The organism is Pseudomonas sp. MF5691 (assembly GCF_016405645.1).
Lineage (GTDB): Bacteria > Pseudomonadota > Gammaproteobacteria > Pseudomonadales > Pseudomonadaceae > Aquipseudomonas > Aquipseudomonas shahriarae.
Window position 1 is genome coordinate 83,593 of the sequence record NZ_JAEKDC010000010.1, and the last position, 18,622, is coordinate 102,214.

Below are 18,622 nucleotides of genomic sequence, written 5' to 3' on the forward strand. Positions count from 1 at the left end.
CACCACAAACCAATGCGGGAGCGGGCTTGCTCGCGAAGACCTCGGCCCAGCCAACATTGATGTTGACTGACCCACTGCTTTCGCGAGCAAGCCCGCTCCCACAGGGGATCTGCGCTTGACTGACTGGCATTAAGGCAAGCCAGCTCCCACAGTTTGAACGGGGTTTACAGTTTTATAGAGGAGCGACCCGGCTTCTTGGTCTGCAGCAAATGTGAGAACACCGCATGCAGATCATCCGACGCACTTTCCTCATCGAGGTTGAGCTTGCTGTCGATGTGATCCATGTGGTGCATCATCAGGTTCACCGCCAACCCCACATCCCGAGCCTCGATGGCATCGATCAACTGGGTGTGCTCGTCATAGGAACAGTGTGAGCGGTTGCCGCTTTCATACTGGGCGATGATCAGCGAGGTCTGGGACACCAGGCTGCGCTGGAAACTGATCAGCGGGGCATTTTTTGCCGCTTCGGCCAGTTTCAGGTGGAACTCGCCAGAGAGCCGGATACCCGCGCCGCGATCGCCACGGGAGAAGCTGTCGCGCTCGTCATTGACCATCTGCCGCAGTTCGGCCAGCTCTTCGGTCGAGGCATGCTGCACCGCCAATTCGGTGATCGCCCGCTCGACCAGGCGCCGGGCCAGGAACACCTGGCGGGCTTCCTCGACGCTTGGGCTGGCCACCACCGCACCCCGATTGGGGCGCAACAACACCACGCCTTCATGGGCCAGGCGCGACAGTGCGCGACGGATGATGGTGCGGCTGACGCCAAAGATCTCGCCCAGTGCTTCTTCACTCAATTTGGTACCGGGCGCCAGGCGTTGCTCGAGGATGGCCTCGAAGATATGCGCGTAGACGATATCGTCCTGGGTTCCACTGCGACCGGCCTTACCGGCTCGCGGCTGTTTCTTGAGGGGCTGCAACTGTTCGTTCATGGGCACTCGGGTCGGGAGAACGGCGGCGAATTGACGTTGACTGTAATAAGAGTACAGCGGTCGCTGGCAAGTATCGCGTAAAAACAGCGCACATTGTACACAACCCGTTGCGCCAACACACTGTACGGCTGTTTGCGCCACCGGCTGTATTGCAACAGTCAGTTACGTTTGAGTTTAGGCTTGATTCCACGATTTCCCAGGTACAAGGAACACCGCCCCATGACCGACGCGACCCAGGCGCCGCTGCGCCCACTGGCCGACACTTCGCCTTCGGCCATTGTCGCCGGCTTTATCGCCATGATGACCGGTTACACCAGCTCCCTGGTGCTGATGTTCCAGGCCGGCCAGGCTGCCGGCCTGACCACCGGGCAAATTTCCTCGTGGATCTGGGCGATTTCCATCGGCATGGCGGTGTGCAGCATCGGCCTGTCCCTGCGCTACCGCACGCCCATCACCATTGCCTGGTCGACCCCCGGCGCGGCGCTGTTGATTACCAGCCTGGGCGGGGTCAGCTATGGCGAGGCCATTGGCGCCTACATCACCTGCGCGGTACTGGTGACGATCTGTGGCCTCACCGGCAGCTTTGAAAAACTGGTGAAGAAAATCCCTGCCTCACTGGCCGCCGCGCTGCTGGCCGGGATCCTGTTCAAGATCGGCAGCGAGATTTTCGTCGCCGCGCAGCACCGTACCGCCCTGGTATTGGGCATGTTCTTTACCTACCTGATCATCAAGCGCCTGTCGCCCCGATATGCCGTACTGGCGGCGCTGCTGATCGGTACTGCCTTGTCCGGGCTGATGGGGCTCCTGGACTTCAGCGGGTTCAGCCTGGAAGTGGCGACACCGGTGTGGACCACGCCGCACTTTTCCCTGGCGGCGACCATCAGCATCGGCATTCCGTTGTTTGTGGTGGCGATGACCTCGCAGAACATGCCCGGGGTCGCGGTATTGCGCGCCGATGGCTACGACGTGCCCGCCTCACCGCTGATCACCGCCACCGGCCTGGCCTCACTGGTGCTCGCGCCGTTTGGCTCCCACGGCATCAACCTGGCCGCCATCAGCGCGGCCATCTGCACCGGCCCCCATGCCCATGAGGACCGCAACAAGCGCTACACCGCCGCCGTGTGGTGCGGGATTTTCTACGGGGTTGCCGGGGTATTTGGCGCGACCTTGGCGGCGTTGTTCGCCGCATTGCCCAAGGAGTTGGTGCTGTCGATTGCCGCATTGGCGTTGTTCGGCTCGATCATCAATGGCCTGAGCATTGCCATGAATGAGCCCAAGGAACGGGAAGCAGCACTGATCACCTTTATGGTCACGGCGTCGGGGTTGACGCTGTTTTCCATCGGTTCGGCATTCTGGGGGATTGTGGCGGGGGTGTTGACGCTGGTGATTCTGAACTGGCGCAAGGCCTGAATTTAATACCTTGAAACGAAAAAGCGACCCGGGCGGGTCGCTTTTTCATGACATCAGACAGCCGGGTTAACCGGTGTCTCTGGATGCCAGGCGTCCAGCAGTTCGCTGACTTCAACGCGGGTCAGCTCTGGGCGAGCCTTGAGCCACGCTTCAACCGCTGCACGCTGTTCTTCGTTGACCGAACCACGGGTGGCTTTGCAGACCAGACCGAAGTCATCGCCGCCCACGTAGTCCAGGCCATTGCCATCCATCGCTTCGGTCAGGAAGGCGTCGAGGAAAGCGTCAACCGCTTCGTCGTCCAAACCTTCTTTGAAATCCAGGTTCAGTTCGAAACCCAGCTCTTGAAATTCATCAACGCACAGTTTTTTGCGCAGACGCCGGGAACGGTTAGTCGCCATTGGAACAATCCTCTTAAGTATTAACGGCCGGCACTCTACCAGTTTAAGGCGCGAATTGCCCGGCAATCCAAGACGGGTGGCACGATAGCGCGAAAAAAATCCATCATTTGCAGCTATGGTTGAGGCACAAGTAGCCCCACCTTGGGGCATAATGCCGACACTTTCATGACCACTGGGGGATTTTCTTACATAGCCCCCGCTATATTCACCCTCCTCTGCAGTAGGGTCTTACTTCTTATGATCAAATCCTTGCGTCCAATATTACTCGCCAGTTTCCTTTTGCCCCTGGCGCTCTCGGTCACCGCCGCCCCGATCAATACCACCCTGCCACCCAAAGTCCAGGAAGCCCTGAAGAAAGCCAAACTGCAGAACAATGCCCTGTCCCTGGTAATGATTCCGCTCAATGGCCCCGGCAGCGCCACGGTGTTCAACGCTGACGTGTCGGTCAACCCGGCGTCGACCATGAAACTGGTCACCACCTACGCGGCCCTGGAAATGCTCGGCCCCAACCATCAGTGGAAAACCGAGTTCTACACCGACGGCACCCTCAGTGGCGGCATCCTGCGGGGCAACCTGTACCTCAAGGGCGGCGGCGATCCCAAGCTGAACATGGAAAAGCTCTGGCTGCTGATGCGCGACCTGCGCGCCAATGGTGTACAGCAAGTCACCGGCGACCTGGTGCTGGACCGCGGCTTCTTTATCCAGCCCCAACTGCCGGAGTTCAACGACGACGGCAACGATGCCAACAAGCCGTTCCTGGTCAAGCCGGACGCCCTGCTGGTCAACCTCAAGGCCCTGCGCTTTGTGACCCGCAATGATTCGGGAAAGGTGTTGGTCTCGGTGGAACCGCCGATTGCCAGCATCCAGATCGACAATCAGGTCAAGGCCAGCAACGCCAAGCAGTGCACCGGTGATGTGCGCTACAACCCGGTCACCGCCGCCGACGGCAGTGTCACCGTGACCGTCAGCGGCCAGTTGGGCGATGGCTGCAGCTCGCAGACGTATCTGTCGCTGCTCGACCATGCCACCTACACCGCCGGCGCCGTGCGCGCGATCTGGAAAGAGTTGGGCGGCACGATCCAGGGCCGCGATGTGCTGGCCCCGGTGCCGAAAACCGCCAAGGTCCTGGCCCGGACGTTCTCCCCGGACTTGGCCGAGATCATCCGCGACATCAATAAATACAGTAACAACACCATGGCCCAGCAGCTGTTCCTCAGCCTCGGCGCGCAATACCGCACCGATGCCGACGGCGACGACGCCAGGGCAGCACAGCGCGTGATCCGCCAGTGGCTGGCGAAAAAAGGCATCACGGCTCCGCACTTGGTAATGGAGAACGGTTCCGGCCTGTCCCGTGCCGAACGGGTCAGCGCCCGGGAAATGGCGACTATGCTGCAGGCCGCCTGGAGAAGCCCGTATGCGGCCGAGTTCATCAGCTCGATGCCGATTGCCGGCAGTGACGGCACCATGCGCAAGCGCCTGAGAACCACAGCCCTGCGCGGCGAAGCCCACGTCAAGACCGGCACCCTGAACACAGTACGTGCGATTGCCGGCTTCAGCCGTGACAACAATGGCAATACCTGGGCGGTGGTGGCGATTCTCAACGATCCGAAGCCGTGGGGTGCATCGTCGGTGCTGGACCAGGTGCTGCTGGATCTGTATCGCCAGCCGAAGCTGGCGGCGGCTGCGCCGGGCCTATAGAGCGGTTGGCTTACCAACCTTTTGCAACCACTGCGGACTAAATGTGGGAGCGGGCTTGCTCGCGATGACGGTGTGTCAGTCAATACATCTGGCGACTGATACACCGTCATCGCGAGCAAGCCCGCTCCCACATTAGGTATACGGTGCTCAGGCAGGCAACCGCTGCGCCTCGACCCGATCCCTGCCCGCCTGCTTGGCCGCATACACCGCCGAATCCGCGCGCAGCAACAAGCCATCCACGCCCTCATCGACCCGCCAACTGGCTACGCCAAAACTCGCCGTCACCGTGCCGACGCCGTCCATTGGCGTACTGCGCAGCACTTCCCACAACTCAACGGCCAGGCTGTAGGCCTGGACACCATCGGTATTGGGACACAGCACCATGAATTCCTCGCCGCCGAGGCGGCAGAACACATCGCTGCGGCGCAGGCGCAGGCTGATACGCCGGCACAGCTCCTGCAGCACACCATCCCCCGCCGCGTGCCCATGCTGGTCATTGATGCGCTTGAAGTGATCAATATCCAGCATGATCACCGCCAGCGACCCCGACGTACGCCGCACCCGACTCATCTCGGCCTTCAGCCGATCCTGGAAGTAGCGACGGTTATGGATACCCGTCAACGAATCGGTGATGGACAGTGCCCGCAACTCTTCTTCCACCCGCTTGAGATCGGAGATATCCGACACATAGCCATGCCATAGCGTACCGCCACCGGGTAACTCTTCCGGCGTCGCCTCGCCACGGATCCAACGCAGGCCCCGGCCCGGCAGTTGTACCCGATATTCTTCGCGCCAGTGACTCAACTGCAGCGCGGACAGGCGGATAGAGGCGCGGATGCGCTCTGCGTCCTGGGGATGAATACGCTCGAAGACTTGCTTGGCATCCTGTTGCAGCAACCCCGGGTCGATTTCGTAGATATCGCGAATACCATCGCTGGCGTAGATAAACCGCCAGTTGTCATTGGGTTCGAGGGTGAACTGGAAGATCCCGCCCGGCACGTGGGCACTGAGTTTTTTCAGCAAACGATCCCGCGCCGCCAGGGCCTCATACGCGCGTTTCTGCTCGGTGACATCCAGGCAGATCGCCAGGTGCCCGATCCACAAGCCATGCTCGTCAAGCAATGCCGTGGCCAGCATATTCACGGTCAACTGGCTGCCGTCCTGGCGCACCAACGTCCACTCCCGGGCCTCATGCAGGCTGTCGCTGCCCTCCACCAGCATCGCCTGGCCGGGCATGATCCGTTTGCCCAGCGCCTGGCTCAACTGCACCGCACGGGCTTCCAGTTCGGGCGCCAGGTGCAGGCTTTCGAGGGTCATGTGACCGAGCACCTGGTCGGCCTGATAACCCAGCATCTTCTCGGCGCCGGCATTGAACGTGCTGATCACGCCCCGCAAGTCCGTGGCAATGATCGCCACCTGGGTCGCGGCGTTGAGCACGCTGCGCAACTGGCCATGGGCGCCACGCAACTCATACTCGCGCTGGTGCAATTGCCCCGTACGCTGCTGGACCAGCCTCAGCGCCCGCTGCCGCTGGCTGACCAGCACATAGAGCAAGGCACTGAGCAACAGGCTGAGCAAACCGCCCATGGCCAGGATACTGCTCGTCGAAGAGTGATTGGCCTGCACGAACACCTGGCTGGGACGCAGGCTCAAGGCGTAGACATGATCGCCCAGGGTCAGCCGGCGGATCGACTCCAGGCTGCTATCGCCCACGGGATTGTCCGACTCATACAGCACCTGCTGTTGAGTATCGGAGGTGTCGACAATCTGCATCACCAGGTTATCCCGCGCGGGCTTGGGCAAACCGTCGGCTACCAATTGGCGCATGCTGATCACCGCCATGACGAAACCGTAGGGTTCGTTGTAGGGCATTTGCGCGGTGGGCGGCCGAGTGACCGGTGCTACCAGCAACACGCCCATGGTATACGCCGGCTCCACCCCCACCAGCGACATCGGTTGGGATACGGCAATGGTTGCGGAACGGTACGCCCGCTCGATCGTCGAGCGGCGCAACGGCTGGGCCAGCAGGTCAAACCCCAAGGGCGAGCCGAGGATGCTCTGGGTCTGGCTGTACAACACCGGCACGTACTCGTCACGCTCGTGCGCCGGTACCAGCGCCCCGGCTTCATTCAACTCACGAATGGAGAAAGGCGCGCCACGCTGGCGTGACACCTGTTGTTCGAACGCCCGGCGCTGATCACGCGCTACCCGGGGCGCCCAGGCATAGGCACGGGCGCGCAACAGCAACGGCTGGGCGAACCCATCGAAATCTTCGCGGGAAACATCATGGGAGTTGACGAAAAAACGCTGCAGGCTGCCCAGGCGCTGCTCCTGGTCTTCGAAACGCTCTTCCAGGCGGCTATAGCGCTCGTTGACCAATAACTGGAAACGCTGGCGGACCTGCTGGTGATGCCGATCGGCCGTGGTCAGCGCCAGCACGGCGGTGAGCGCCACCCCCACCAGCAAGACCACCAATGCCACCAGCCAAGCGGATGCCTGCTCGCTGATAAATCCCAGTATTTTCGGGCGGACGGCTTGCAACGGCATAGGCAAAACTCGAAACACCAGCGTGCAGGAGCGCTACTTCGGCTAAGAGGTTAGTTATAGCCATCGAGCCCTCTTTTGACCAGCGTAAAAAAACCGCGAGCCCGGAAAAATCCAGGCTTGCGGCTTCAAGGTCGATCAGCGTGCGGTGATTTTCCAGGCACGATGGATTTTCGGGTTACGGGCAAAATCCGGATCAATGGTTTTATCGCTGATTTCCTCGACGGCATAGCGCTCGCCCAGGTTGTCTTCCAACTGGAACTTGCGGAAGTTGTTGGAGAAATACAGCACCCCGCCCGGCGCCAGGCGGGCCATGGCCAGGTCGAGCAATTGCACGTGGTCACGCTGGACGTCGAACACACCTTCCATGCGCTTGGAGTTGGAGAAGGTCGGCGGGTCGATGAAGATCAGGTCGAACTCATCACGGCTGGCTTCCAGCCACGCCATCACATCGCCCTGCTCCAGGCGGTTCTTGTCGGAGAAGCCATTGAGGGACAGGTTGCGGCGCGCCCAGTCCAGATAGGTTTTCGACAGGTCGACGCTGGTGGTGCTGCGCGCGCCGCCCTTGGCTGCGTGCACGCTGGCGGTGGCGGTGTAGCAATACAGGTTGAGGAAGCGCTTGCCGGCAGCTTCTTTCTGGATGCGCATGCGCATCGGGCGGTGGTCGAGAAACAGACCGGTGTCCAGGTAGTCAGTGAGGTTGACCAGCAGCTTCACCCCGCCTTCGCTGACTTCGGTGAACTTGCCCTGGGCGCTCTGGCGCTCGTACTGCTTGGTGCCGCTCTGACGCTCGCGGCGCTTGACCACCACACGGCTCTTGTCGATGTTCAGCGCCTGGGGAATGGCGGCCAGGGCATCGAACATGCGCGCCGAGGCTTTTTCCGGGTCGATGGACTTTGGTGCCACGTATTCCTGGACGTGCACCCAGTCGTGGTACAGGTCGATGGCCATGGAGTATTCCGGCATATCGGCATCGTACACGCGGTAGCAATCGACACCCTCGCGCTTGGCCCACTTGCCCAGCAGCTTGAGATTCTTTTGCAGGCGGTTGGCAAACATCTGCCCGCCTTCGCTCAAGCGCGCCTGCTCAACCACTGGCGCCGGTGCAGGCGCAGGTTTGATCGGGTTACCGTTCTTGTTGTACTGGCGCTCTTGCGGCTCGGTCGGGGCCTGGTCGTAGGCGGCCTGCTCACGTTCGGCCTGGCGCTGCTCCGGGGTGCGGCGCTCGCCGGTGACGAACTGGTCCGGGTTGACCTTGATCAGCAGCAGCTTGCACGGCAACGCGCCGTTCCAGAACGAATACTGCTTGTGGCTACGAATGCCCATGCGCTTGCCCAGGTCCGGGGCGCCGGTGAACACCGCCGCCTCCCAGCCCATGCACGCCTGGCGCAGACGCTCACCGAGATTCTGGTAGAGGTACAACAGGCTGGCTTCGTCACCCAGGCGCTCGCCGTACGGCGGGTTGCAGATCACCAGGCCTTTCTGGTTCTGGTCCGGGCGCGGCTCGAAGGTGCCGACTTCGCCCTGGTAAATCTTGATCCAGTGGCTCAGGCCGGCACGCTCGATGTTGTTGCGCGCAGGCTGGATCAGGCGCGGATCGGCTTCGTAACCGCGGATCCACAATGGCGGCTTGTTCATGCCGATGGCCGCACGCTCGCTGGCCTCGGTGTGGAGTTTTTTCCACAGGGCCGGCACGTGGCCAAGCCAGGCGGTGAAGCCCCACTGCTCGCGATTAAGGTTGGGGGCCATGTCGGCGGCGATCATCGCACCTTCCACCAGGAAGGTACCGACGCCGCACATCGGGTCAGTCAACGCGCCGTTTTCAGCAGCAATGCGCGGCCAGCCGGCACGAATCAAAATTGCCGCCGCGAGGTTTTCCTTCAACGGTGCCGCGCCCTGCTGCAGGCGGTAACCGCGCTGGTGCAGGCTGTGGCCGGACAGGTCGAGGGAGAGGATCGCTTCGCCACGGTCCAGGCGCAGGTGAATGCGCAGGTCGGGGTTGATCTTGTCGATGGACGGGCGTTCACCGGTCGGGGTGCGCAGCTTGTCGACAATCGCATCCTTGACCTTCAGCGCGCCGAAGTGGGTGTTGTCGATGCCCGAACCGTGGCCGCTGAACTCCACCGCCAGGGTGCCGTCAGGGACCATATGGTCTTGCCATTCGATATCCAGCACCCCGTGGTACAGGTCTTCGGCATCCTTCATCGGGAAGCGCTTGAGCACCAGCAGTACACGGTTGGCCAGGCGCGACCAGAGGCACAGGCGGTAGGCGGTTTCCATGTCGGCCATGCCGCGCACAGCCGAGGTGTGCTCGCGGGCGTCTTCAAGGCCAAGCCCGACGGCTTCCTCGATCAGCAGGCCTTCGAGGCCCTTGGGGCAAGTGAGGAAGAGTTCGTAACGGTCCGACATGGGGATTCCAGGCTTTTCAGCAATAAGTGAACGGGCGACGCATCGCGCGTTCGGTTTTCAATCAAGCGCTTTTCTTGAAGAGCGCTCGCGTGGCACGAATGTGTGCCGTTCCACCCCGGTGTCCAGACCTGCAGGGCCTTGATTGCCGGGGCAGAGAGATAATTTGAGCAACAAAAGGAAATATTCTGACCCTTCGTCGAATAATAACCGACTGCAAGCGGCGGGTATTCTCACTAAAGGATTAAACCCATCCTCTATACAGGGCACATCATAGCTGGCTTTGCCCAATAAATGGGGCGAAAAGCCATCCCAGCTTATGGCTATAGCATCGTTATCGTTACGTGCTTATGACAAAACGATCATTGAAACCATGTGACCTATTGGTTAGAACTCAACACAGGTTAGCGCCACAACGACGCTGACACAGAGGCTCGCCACGCCGGCAGCGAGCCACACCAACGGCAGAAAAACTCTGCCCGGCCTCGGACGAGGCCGAAGGATATCAAGACAGTCAACAAGTGAGGGAAACACCCTATGAGAAGACTTAAGCGTGATCCGTTGGAAAGAGCATTTTTACGCGGATATCAGTATGGCGTTCATGGCAAATCCCGTGAGCTTTGCCCATTTACTCTACCGTCAGTACGCCAAGCCTGGATTAACGGCTGGCGCGAAGGACGCGGCGACAACTGGGACGGTATGACCGGCACTGCGGGGATCCACAGACTCAACGAACTTCACGCCGTCGGCTAATCAGGGCACGTAATTCCGACAACCACCTTGAAGAATGTAACAACTTAACCACGCACGCCCCATCCGGGCGGCGGGCTTCGGCCCAGGGGCTCCTTCGAGGAGCCCTTTTTTATGGGCTTGAAACCCCTGCGCAGCAGCAGCTTCAGGGCTGCTTTGCAGTCCCACGCGGGGCAAGCCCGCTCGCCGCAATGGCGTCCACCGATTGGCGAATCAACGCTGGACCCTTGTAGATAAACCCGGAATACAACTGCACCAGGCTGGCACCCGCGGCGATTTTCTCGGCGGCGTGCTTGCCTTCGGTGATACCGCCCACGGCGATGATCGGCAAACGCCCGGCCAACTCGGCCGCCAGCACCTTGACGATATGGGTGCTCTGGTCACGCACCGGCGCGCCGGAAAGCCCACCCGCCTCGTCACCGAAAGCCAGGCCTTCAACGCCGGCACGGCTGAGGGTGGTGTTGGTGGCAATCACCGCATCCATCCCCGCATCCACCAGGGCCTGGGCCACCAGCACGGTTTCTTCGTCGTTCATGTCCGGGGCGATCTTGATCGCCAAGGGCACGCGCTTGCCATGGCGTACCGCCAGGTCTTCCTGGCGCTGGCGCAGGGCTTCGAGCAGTTGCTTGAGCGAGTCGCCAAACTGCAGGCTGCGCAGGCCCGGGGTGTTGGGCGAGCTGACGTTGACGGTCACATAGCTGGCATGGGCGTAGACCTTGTCCAGGCAGAGCAGGTAGTCATCTACCGCACGTTCCACCGGGGTGTCGAAGTTCTTGCCGATATTGATCCCGAGGATGCCCTTGTACTTGGCGGCCTGGACCCGCGCCAGCAGGTGATCGACGCCCAGGTTGTTGAACCCCATGCGATTGATGATCGCCTCGGCCTCCGGCAGGCGGAAAATGCGCGGCTTGGGATTGCCCGGCTGCGGACGCGGCGTGACGGTGCCGATCTCGACAAAACCGAAGCCCAACTGCGCAAAGCCGTCGATGGCAGCACCGTTCTTGTCCAGGCCAGCTGCCAGGCCCACCGGGTTGGGGAAATCGAGCCCCATCACCGAGACCGGCATCTTTGCCGGCGCCTTGCACACCAGGCCATTGAGCCCCAGGCGGCCACCCGCGCCGATCAGGTCCAGGGACAGATCGTGGGAAGTTTCCGGGGAGAGTTTGAACAACAGCTGGCGGGCCAGGGTATACATGGGCGGGCTTGACTCGGATGGCGGCGAAAGGTGGCGGCGATTATAGCCGGGGTGGCGGGTACGTGCGAGGCATGGCACACCGCCGGTCGATCATCCGTTTCGATGCTGCATCAACTCTTCGTAGCGCGCCCAGATCTTCTGCGCATAACGCAGGCGCAGCGCATCACGCTCGCCCCCTGCCCCAGGCCCGACGTTGTAGGCGCCCACGGCGGTCCAGTTGTAACCAAACTGCTTGATGAAGTCGGCCAGAATCGACGCCCCCACCTCCACCGACAGGCACGGCTCATCCAACAGACGCTGCTCGGTAATCCCCTGCTTGAGCAGGCGCGGCAGATGAATGCTGTTGATCTGCATCAGGCCGATGTCACGGCTGCCATTGTTATTGCTGTAGTTCATGGCCTCGGCGCGATAGCCGGACTCCACGGCGGCAATGGCTTGCAGTAACTCCGGCTCGATATCGTATTGGCGGGCGGCCTCGGCCCAACAATAAGCCCCGGCCTCACTCGCCTTGCCCAGGATAAGTAACAGCAGCCCCAGCCTGCAGGCTCGTTTCATGCCTGCTCGACAGCCGCTTCGGCGTACCAGCCACAGGCCGGGCAAGCACGCCGTGGAGCACCCGCACCTTGCGCTGCCTGGCCATGCCGCTCGAGCACCCTTACCCGGCCATTGAAGCGATAACCGCGGCCATACACTGTCGCGATCAACCGCCTATCGCCCTCCAATTGCTTGCGCAATGAGTAGATACAACGGGTCAGGGACTCTTCGGCGATGTCGATATGGGGCCAGACCTGCTCCAGCAGGTAGTCCTTGGTCACCAATACGCCGGGCGTGGCCAGCAACAAGCGCAACACATGACATTCCTTGGGGGGTAACTGAATGTCGCGACCTTCGGCGGTCAGCCGGCCATCACCCTGCAACTTCCAATGACCAAAGGCGAGGGAGCCCCTGACCAAGCCCTCAACTGCAGCAACCATGCAAACCTCTGTTCCTGTCTGACATACGCGGCGCCTTGAATATTGATATCGCACCGCCTGGAGATATCGCGACTATAGAAACCCGCAGCCAATTGCACGTTAGGAAAAAACCCTGTGCTTCGAAGTTTTCCGGGAGTGTTTCGTAGGAACTTTCGAGGTCAACAGCCCCCGTTCGCCATAGGTAATGCCTGCTTTCATTGCTCGGCGATGCGAGCAAATGCACGCCGGACGCGCTCGTATTGATCAGAGCTCAGGGGGGTCGAAACAGAGCCCATCACGGGAGCCGTGGGTGTATCCAATTCAGCCACCAGTTCTTTGATAAACCGCAACTGCTGCGCGCTTCCCTTGATCAACAGGCTGTTGACCTGTGGGTAGGCGATTACCGCTGCGCCAGTGCCGGCCTTGCGCCCAAGCTCGGCAAGCCGACGCTCGACCAGCGTTGCCATGCCGGGCACGGTGATTTTTTGCGGCCCCATGTCGTACTGGTGGTCTGCCACGTCATGATTCAGCACCTGCACGACACCGACTTCCGGTAACGCCTGGCGCCGTGCCGGGCGTTGGCGGTCCATCAGTTGGGCCAGGCGCAATACGTGATCAACATAATTGGCGGGCCCGGACACATAAAACAATCGCGCACCGGCCTTGCGCAGCGGGTAGCGCGCCTCGTCGAGCCCCGCGCGCCGCATGACCACACGCAATCTGTCGACGCTCATGTGCCGCAGAATCACCCCGGAACTCTTGGCCTCGCTGGCGTCGTAGAGATGTAGCACCTGGCCGTCGCTGTACCAGATCAATTCGTGCTGCAACGCTACCGTCTCGAGGACCGCTTGCGCGTCGGCAAAATCAAATTGCCCGGTGATGCGCTTGCCCGCCGCCCGCTTGCTGACCACGATGGGCTGCCCCAAGGGCACCGCAAGCCGGGCGAAGAAGCCCGAAAGGCTTTCATCCAACGCCAGGTAGGTCGCGCCCATGGCTGGCAGGGCAGCGAGCATCAACAGCCCGCCCAGCAGCCAGCGCTGCAAAAAGGCAGCGCAGGTCGCTGCGATAGATTGATCAAGAAGCACGCGGGGTTTCCTGAAGGGTGTTGCCCGAAGGAGCGCCATAGTGAAAGGCCCGCGCAATGCAATCTTGATGAAAACCTGATCAACCACGGAACGCCCTGCGCCGTGGCATGTGCCTTGCTTTGTCTTGTGTATCGCGGCCCGCACCAACGACGGAACGGGCTCAAGCACAAAGGCGTCGTTACCTGCAGGAGGCTTGCAAGCCGCCCTACGGAACGACGCCTTTTTTCACACAGAAGGTAGGTGTTGATGAGTGATCAGGTGGGCAACAGCCAGGCCAATAACCCCCTGGCCTGGGTCAACGGCAGCGATGCCCCGGAAAAGAGCAGCCTCGACCTGGGCTTCATGGCCTTGAGCGATTGCGCCTCGCTGGTGGTCGCGGCGACCCAGGGGTTTGCCCAGCCGTACGGGCTGACGCTGAACCTCAAGCGCCAGTCATCCTGGGCCGGCCTGCGCGACAAGCTGGTCAGCGGCGAACTGGACGCCGCCCACAGCCTGTATGGCCTGATCTATGCGGTGCACCTGGGCATCGGCGGCGTGGCGCCAACCGACATGGCGGTGCTGATGGGCCTGAACCAGAACGGCCAGGGCATCAACTTGTCCCAGGGCCTGCAGCACCAGGGCGTGACCAGTCCTGAGGCACTGGCGCGCAAGGTGCACCAAAGCCGGACAAAACTCACCTTCGCCCAGACGTTTCCCACCGGCACCCACGCCATGTGGTTGTATTACTGGCTGGCCAGCCAAGGCATTCATCCGCTGCGCGATGTCGAGAGTGTGGTGGTGCCGCCGCCGCAGATGGTCGCGCACTTGCAGGCCGGGCGGATTGACGGCCTGTGTGTGGGCGAACCCTGGTGCGCCAGCGCGGTGCAGCAGAACCAGGGCTTTACCCTGGCCACCAGCCAGGCGATCTGGCCGGATCACCCGGAAAAAGTCCTGGGCTGCACCCAGGCGTTTGTCGAGCAATACCCCAACACCGCCCGCGTGCTGGTAATGGCGATCCTGGAGGCCAGCCGTTTTATCGACGACAGCCTGGAGAACCGCCGCTCCACCGCGCAACTGCTCAGCGCCAGGGAATATCTGGACGCCCCACTCGACTGCATCGAACCGCGCCTGCTCGGGGCTTATGACGATGGCCTGGGCAACCACTGGCAAGACGTGCACGCGCTGCGCTTCCATGGCGGTGGCGAGGTCAACCTGCCGTACCTGTCCGACGGCATGTGGTTCATGACCCAGTTCCGCCGCTGGGGCCTGCTGCGTGACGACCCTGACTACCTCGCCGTTTCCCGGCAGGTGCAGCAACTGGACCTCTACCGCCAGGCCGCGACGGCGGTGGGTGTGGCAGCCTGGGGCGCGGACATGCGCAGCAGCCAATTGATCGACGGCAAGGTCTGGGATGGCTCGGATCCGGCTGCCTACGCCCGTAGCTTCCGCCTGCATGCCCTGGCCGACGATGTCGTCCGCCACGCCTTGCGCTGATGGGAGGCCAGCCATGTTGCGAATCCTGCTGATCAATGACACCCCACGCAAAGTCGGGCGCCTCAAAAGTGCACTGACCGAGGCCGGTTTTGAGGTGATCGACGAGTCCGGCCTGACCATCGACCTGCCGGCGCGCGTCGAAACGGTGCGCCCGGATGTGATTCTGATCGATACCGAGTCACCCGGCCGCGATGTGATGGAGCAAGTGGTGCTGGTCAGCCGTGACCAGCCCCGCCCCATCGTGATGTTTACCGACGAACATGACCCCAACGTGATGCGCCAGGCGATCAAGTCCGGGGTCAGTGCCTACATCGTCGAGGGCATCCAGGCCCAGCGCCTGCAGCCGATCCTCGATGTGGCCATGGCACGCTTCGAGAGCGATCAGGCCCTGCGTGCGCAGCTGCAGGCCCGCGACCAGCAACTGGCGGAACGCAAGCGCATCGAGCTGGCCAAGGGTTTGCTGATGAAAATGAAGGACTGCAATGAAGAACAGGCCTACACCCTGATGCGCCGCCAAGCCATGAGCCGCCAGCAGAAGTTGATCCAGGTGGCCGAGCAGATTATTGCCATGAGTGAATTGTTAGGCTGAGACACACAACTACCCTCGCCCACTGTGGAAACGGGCTTGCCCGCGATGGCAGTGTCACGATTGGCGCAAGACTTGCAAACCAAACACCCCAGGTAGCCAACGGCGGTTGCCCCTCCACGACAAAGACGTCGCACATCCGGTTTGCCCAGGCGAACCCGGTGGCGGCGTTTTTTCGTTTGGGTGGGGCGGCCTTCGCTGGCCGTTCCATCACCAGGCCTTCTACAAGACCCCCAATCTGAGGTGCGTGATGAAATCAAGCTTCTGGAAATCCGGGCACACCCCGACCTTGTTTGCCGCGTTCCTGTATTTCGACCTGAGTTTCATGGTCTGGTATCTATTGGGCCCGCTGGCGGTGCAGATCGCCGCCGACCTGCAACTGACCACCCAGCAACGCGGGCTGATGGTTGCCACACCGATCCTGGCGGGCGCGATCCTGCGCTTCTTGATGGGCATGCTGGCAGACAAGTTGTCGCCCAAGACCGCCGGCCTGATCGGCCAGGTGATCGTGATTGTGGCGCTGTTCTGTGCCTGGAAACTGGGGATCCACAGCTATGAACAGGCGCTGCTGCTGGGGCTGTTTCTCGGCATGGCCGGGGCCTCGTTTGCCGTGGCCCTGCCGTTGGCCTCCCAGTGGTACCCCGCCGAACACCAGGGCAAGGCCATGGGCATCGCCGGTGCGGGCAATTCCGGCACGGTGTTCGCCGCATTGCTGGCGCCGCTGATCGCCGCCGCCTTTGGCTGGAGCAACGTGTTTGGCTTTGCCCTGATCCCGCTGGTCCTGACCTTGATCGTATTCGCCTGGCTGGCGCGCAATGCGCCTGAGCGACCGAAAGCCAAATCCATGGCCGACTACTTCAAGGCCCTGGGCGACCGCGACAGTTGGTGGTTCATGTTCTTCTACAGCGTGACCTTCGGTGGCTTTATCGGCCTGGCCAGCGCCCTGCCCGGCTACTTCAACGACCAATATGGCTTGAGCCCGGTCACTGCCGGCTACTACACCGCCGCCTGTGTGTTCGGCGGCAGCCTGATGCGGCCCCTGGGCGGTGCCCTGGCCGACCGGTTCGGTGGGATCCGCACCCTGCTGGGTATGTACGGCGTGGCGGTGGTGTGCATCGCGGCAGTGGGCTTCAACCTACCGAGTTCCTACGCTGCACTGGCCCTGTTCGTATGCACCATGCTCGGCCTGGGGGCCGGTAACGGCGCGGTCTTCCAGTTGGTGCCCCAGCGCTTTCGCCGGGAGATCGGCGTGATGACCGGGTTGATCGGTATGGCCGGCGGTATCGGCGGTTTCGCCCTGGCTGCGGGTATGGGCGCAATCAAGCAAAGCACCGGCAGCTATCAGTTGGCGTTGTGGCTGTTCGCCAGCCTGGGCGTGCTGGCGTGGTTCGGCCTGTATGGCGTGAAGCGGCGTTGGAGGACCACCTGGGGTTCGGCTGCCGTCACCGCAGCGCGGGTCTGATGAGCCTGCAACTGAGCGTGGCCCAGGCCAGCGCCACTGGGCCGCGCGCGGAAAACCAGGACGCCCTGCGCCTGGTCACCCCGGCCCCGGAGCTGGCCGCGAGCAAGGGCTATCTGTGTGCCATCGCCGATGGTGTCAGCCAATGCGCCGACGGCGGCCTGGCCGCGCGCTCGACCTTGCAGGCCCTGGCCCTGGACTACTACGCCACGCCGCAAACCTGGGGCGTGGCCCAGGCCCTGGACCGCCTGTTGCTCGCGCAAAATCGCTGGCTGCAGGCCAATGGCGGCGGCCAGCCGTTGCTGACCACCCTCAGTGCCCTGGTGTTTCGCGGCCAGCGTTTTACCTTGGCCCATGTCGGTGACTGCCGGGTGTATCGCTGGTTCGCGGGCGAGTTGCAGCGCATCACTGAAGAACATGTCTGGGAGCAACCGGGCATGCAGCATGTGCTCAAGCGCGCCCTGGGCCTGGACCAGCATCTGGTGGTGGATTTTCTCGACGGTGAACTGCGCCAGGGCGAGTGCTTCCTGCTGCTCAGCGATGGGGTATGGGCGACCCTGGCCGATCACAGCATCCGCGCGATCCTGCGCGAACAGGCCGACCTGGATCTGGCCGTGAACACCCTGGTCAATGCGGCGCACCTGGCGGGTAGCCAGGACAATGCCAGCGCCCTGCTGGTGCGCATCGACCAGCTTGGCGCCGCGACCCTGGGTGATGCGCTGGTGCAGTTGCAGCAGTGGCCACTGCCGCCGCCGTTGAAGGCCGGGCAAGCCTTTGAAGGCTGGCAGGTGGAGTGCGTGCTGGCGCACAGTCGGCAGTCGTTGCTGTATCGGGTACGTGATACCCAGCAGCAAGCCTGGCTGCTGAAAACCCTGGCCCCGGGTCGCGACGATGACAACGATGCGGCCCAGGCCCTGCTCGCGGAAGAATGGTTTTTGCGCCGGGTGGCGGGACGGGCATTTCCTGAAGTCCATCCGGGCGGCGGGCGTCAGCATTTGTACTATGTGATGCGTGAATACAGCGGGCAGACCCTGGCCGAACTGTTCCAGCAGCAAGGCCCCTTGCCGCTGGCGCAATGGCAGTCCATCGCCGAGCGCTTGCTGCGGGCGGTGGGCATGCTGCATCGCCGGCAAATCCTGCACCGTGACATCAAGCCGGAAAACCTGCTGTTGGGGGAAGACGGCGAACTGCGGGTGCTGGATTTTGGCCTGGCCTATTGCCCCGGCTTATCCGAAGACCGCGCTCACCTGTTGCCGGGCACCCCCAGCTTTATCGCGCCCGAAGCCTTCAGCGGCGAACGTCCGACACCGCAGCAGGATTTGTACAGCGTCGGCGTGAGCCTGTATTACCTGCTGACCGGGCATTATCCCTACGGTGAAATCGAAGCGTTCCAGCGCCCCCGCTTCAACACACCAGTCAGTGCCAGCCGTTATCGACCCGACCTGCCCGACTGGTTGCAGCAGAGCCTGGAGCGCTCGGTGGCGGCACAGGCGGTCCAACGTTACGAAACCGCCGAGGAATGGCTGCTGGTGCTGGAACAGGCCGACCGCCGCGAACTGAGCCTGCGCCCGCGGCCACTGCTGGAGCGCGAGCCGCTGAAGGTCTGGCAAACCCTGGCGTTGGTGTCGTTGCTGATCAATCTGCTGTTGCTGTATCTGTTATCCCTATAGGAGGCAGGTGCGCCAGTTGTGGGCATCCCGCCTTTAAATGGTGCGTAAAGACCTTGGAGCATCCAC

General features: G+C 62.1%; 15 protein-coding genes. 7 read left to right on the forward strand and 8 right to left on the reverse strand.

Annotated features, from left to right (window positions below; all coding sequences use genetic code 11):
• Positions 1 to 164: 164 nt before the first annotated feature.
• A complete protein-coding gene (locus tag JFT44_RS16015) occupies positions 165 to 929 on the reverse strand; it encodes a GntR family transcriptional regulator (protein WP_057439513.1) in 765 nt (254 codons plus the stop codon).
• Positions 930 to 1,148: 219 nt separating this feature from the next.
• Between JFT44_RS16015 and JFT44_RS16020 the strand changes: the two genes are divergently transcribed.
• Complete coding sequence (locus JFT44_RS16020) at positions 1,149 to 2,339, forward strand: benzoate/H(+) symporter BenE family transporter (protein WP_057439514.1); 1,191 nt, start codon at positions 1,149 to 1,151, stop codon at positions 2,337 to 2,339.
• 53 nt (positions 2,340 to 2,392) lie between these two features.
• Here the strand turns inward: JFT44_RS16020 and JFT44_RS16025 are convergent, their stop codons facing one another.
• Positions 2,393 to 2,737: a YggL family protein gene (locus JFT44_RS16025; protein WP_038442289.1), complete on the reverse strand. Its 345-nt coding sequence runs from the start codon at positions 2,735 to 2,737 to the stop codon at positions 2,393 to 2,395.
• A 237-nt stretch (positions 2,738 to 2,974) separates the two neighbouring features.
• On the opposite strand from JFT44_RS16025, the gene dacB reads away from it, so the two are divergent.
• On the forward strand, positions 2,975 to 4,435 hold the full coding sequence (gene dacB, locus JFT44_RS16030; protein WP_186625625.1) for a D-alanyl-D-alanine carboxypeptidase/D-alanyl-D-alanine-endopeptidase: 1,461 nt from the start codon (positions 2,975 to 2,977) through the stop codon (positions 4,433 to 4,435).
• Positions 4,436 to 4,582: 147 nt separating this feature from the next.
• Here the strand turns inward: dacB and JFT44_RS16035 are convergent, their stop codons facing one another.
• Both JFT44_RS16035 and rlmKL read right to left on the reverse strand, forming a co-directional pair.
• Positions 4,583 to 6,982 (reverse strand): GGDEF domain-containing protein, encoded by a 2,400-nt coding sequence (locus JFT44_RS16035; RefSeq protein ID WP_057960335.1) that lies wholly within the window; start codon positions 6,980 to 6,982, stop codon positions 4,583 to 4,585.
• Positions 6,983 to 7,117: 135 nt separating this feature from the next.
• Positions 7,118 to 9,388, reverse strand: coding sequence for a bifunctional 23S rRNA (guanine(2069)-N(7))-methyltransferase RlmK/23S rRNA (guanine(2445)-N(2))-methyltransferase RlmL (rlmKL, locus tag JFT44_RS16040; RefSeq protein ID WP_057439518.1), 2,271 nt, complete (start codon positions 9,386 to 9,388; stop codon positions 7,118 to 7,120).
• 534 nt (positions 9,389 to 9,922) lie between these two features.
• Here rlmKL and rmf point away from each other — a divergent pair.
• Entirely contained in the window at positions 9,923 to 10,138 is a 216-nt protein-coding gene (rmf, locus tag JFT44_RS16045; RefSeq protein ID WP_002553055.1) for a ribosome modulation factor, read from the forward strand.
• A 142-nt stretch (positions 10,139 to 10,280) separates the two neighbouring features.
• Here the strand turns inward: rmf and JFT44_RS16050 are convergent, their stop codons facing one another.
• The 4 genes from JFT44_RS16050 to JFT44_RS28995 all read right to left on the reverse strand — a co-directional run bounded on the left by JFT44_RS16050 (position 10,281) and on the right by JFT44_RS28995 (position 13,368).
• Positions 10,281 to 11,330 (reverse strand): quinone-dependent dihydroorotate dehydrogenase, encoded by a 1,050-nt coding sequence (locus tag JFT44_RS16050; RefSeq protein ID WP_057960337.1) that lies wholly within the window; start codon positions 11,328 to 11,330, stop codon positions 10,281 to 10,283.
• Positions 11,331 to 11,420: 90 nt separating this feature from the next.
• The gene (locus JFT44_RS16055) at positions 11,421 to 11,885 is read right to left on the reverse strand and encodes a transglycosylase SLT domain-containing protein (protein ID WP_057444923.1); all 465 of its coding nucleotides are present in this window, start codon (positions 11,883 to 11,885) and stop codon (positions 11,421 to 11,423) included.
• Positions 11,882 to 12,304 carry a winged helix-turn-helix domain-containing protein gene (locus tag JFT44_RS16060; protein WP_169960529.1) on the reverse strand — a complete coding sequence of 141 codons (423 nt, stop codon included), beginning with the start codon at positions 12,302 to 12,304 and terminating at the stop codon, positions 11,882 to 11,884. The genes JFT44_RS16055 and JFT44_RS16060 overlap by 4 nt, the downstream gene beginning before the upstream one ends.
• Positions 12,305 to 12,498: 194 nt before the next feature.
• The gene (locus JFT44_RS28995) at positions 12,499 to 13,368 is read right to left on the reverse strand and encodes a secretin N-terminal domain-containing protein (RefSeq protein ID WP_057960338.1); all 870 of its coding nucleotides are present in this window, start codon (positions 13,366 to 13,368) and stop codon (positions 12,499 to 12,501) included.
• A 246-nt stretch (positions 13,369 to 13,614) separates the two neighbouring features.
• On the opposite strand from JFT44_RS28995, the gene JFT44_RS16070 reads away from it, so the two are divergent.
• From JFT44_RS16070 to JFT44_RS16085, 4 genes are all read left to right on the forward strand, one after another.
• Positions 13,615 to 14,841 carry a CmpA/NrtA family ABC transporter substrate-binding protein gene (locus JFT44_RS16070; protein WP_198830904.1) on the forward strand — a complete coding sequence of 409 codons (1,227 nt, stop codon included), beginning with the start codon at positions 13,615 to 13,617 and terminating at the stop codon, positions 14,839 to 14,841.
• Between the two features lie 13 nt (positions 14,842 to 14,854).
• Positions 14,855 to 15,430, forward strand: coding sequence for an ANTAR domain-containing response regulator (locus tag JFT44_RS16075; RefSeq protein ID WP_057439520.1), 576 nt, complete (start codon positions 14,855 to 14,857; stop codon positions 15,428 to 15,430).
• Between the two features lie 247 nt (positions 15,431 to 15,677).
• Positions 15,678 to 16,889, forward strand: a complete 1,212-nt coding sequence (locus tag JFT44_RS16080) for a NarK/NasA family nitrate transporter (RefSeq protein ID WP_057960340.1) — start codon at positions 15,678 to 15,680, stop codon at positions 16,887 to 16,889.
• Positions 16,889 to 18,556, forward strand: coding sequence for a bifunctional protein-serine/threonine kinase/phosphatase (locus tag JFT44_RS16085; protein ID WP_198830905.1), 1,668 nt, complete (start codon positions 16,889 to 16,891; stop codon positions 18,554 to 18,556). The genes JFT44_RS16080 and JFT44_RS16085 overlap by 1 nt, the downstream gene beginning before the upstream one ends.
• The last annotated feature ends 66 nt before the right edge of the window (positions 18,557 to 18,622 follow it).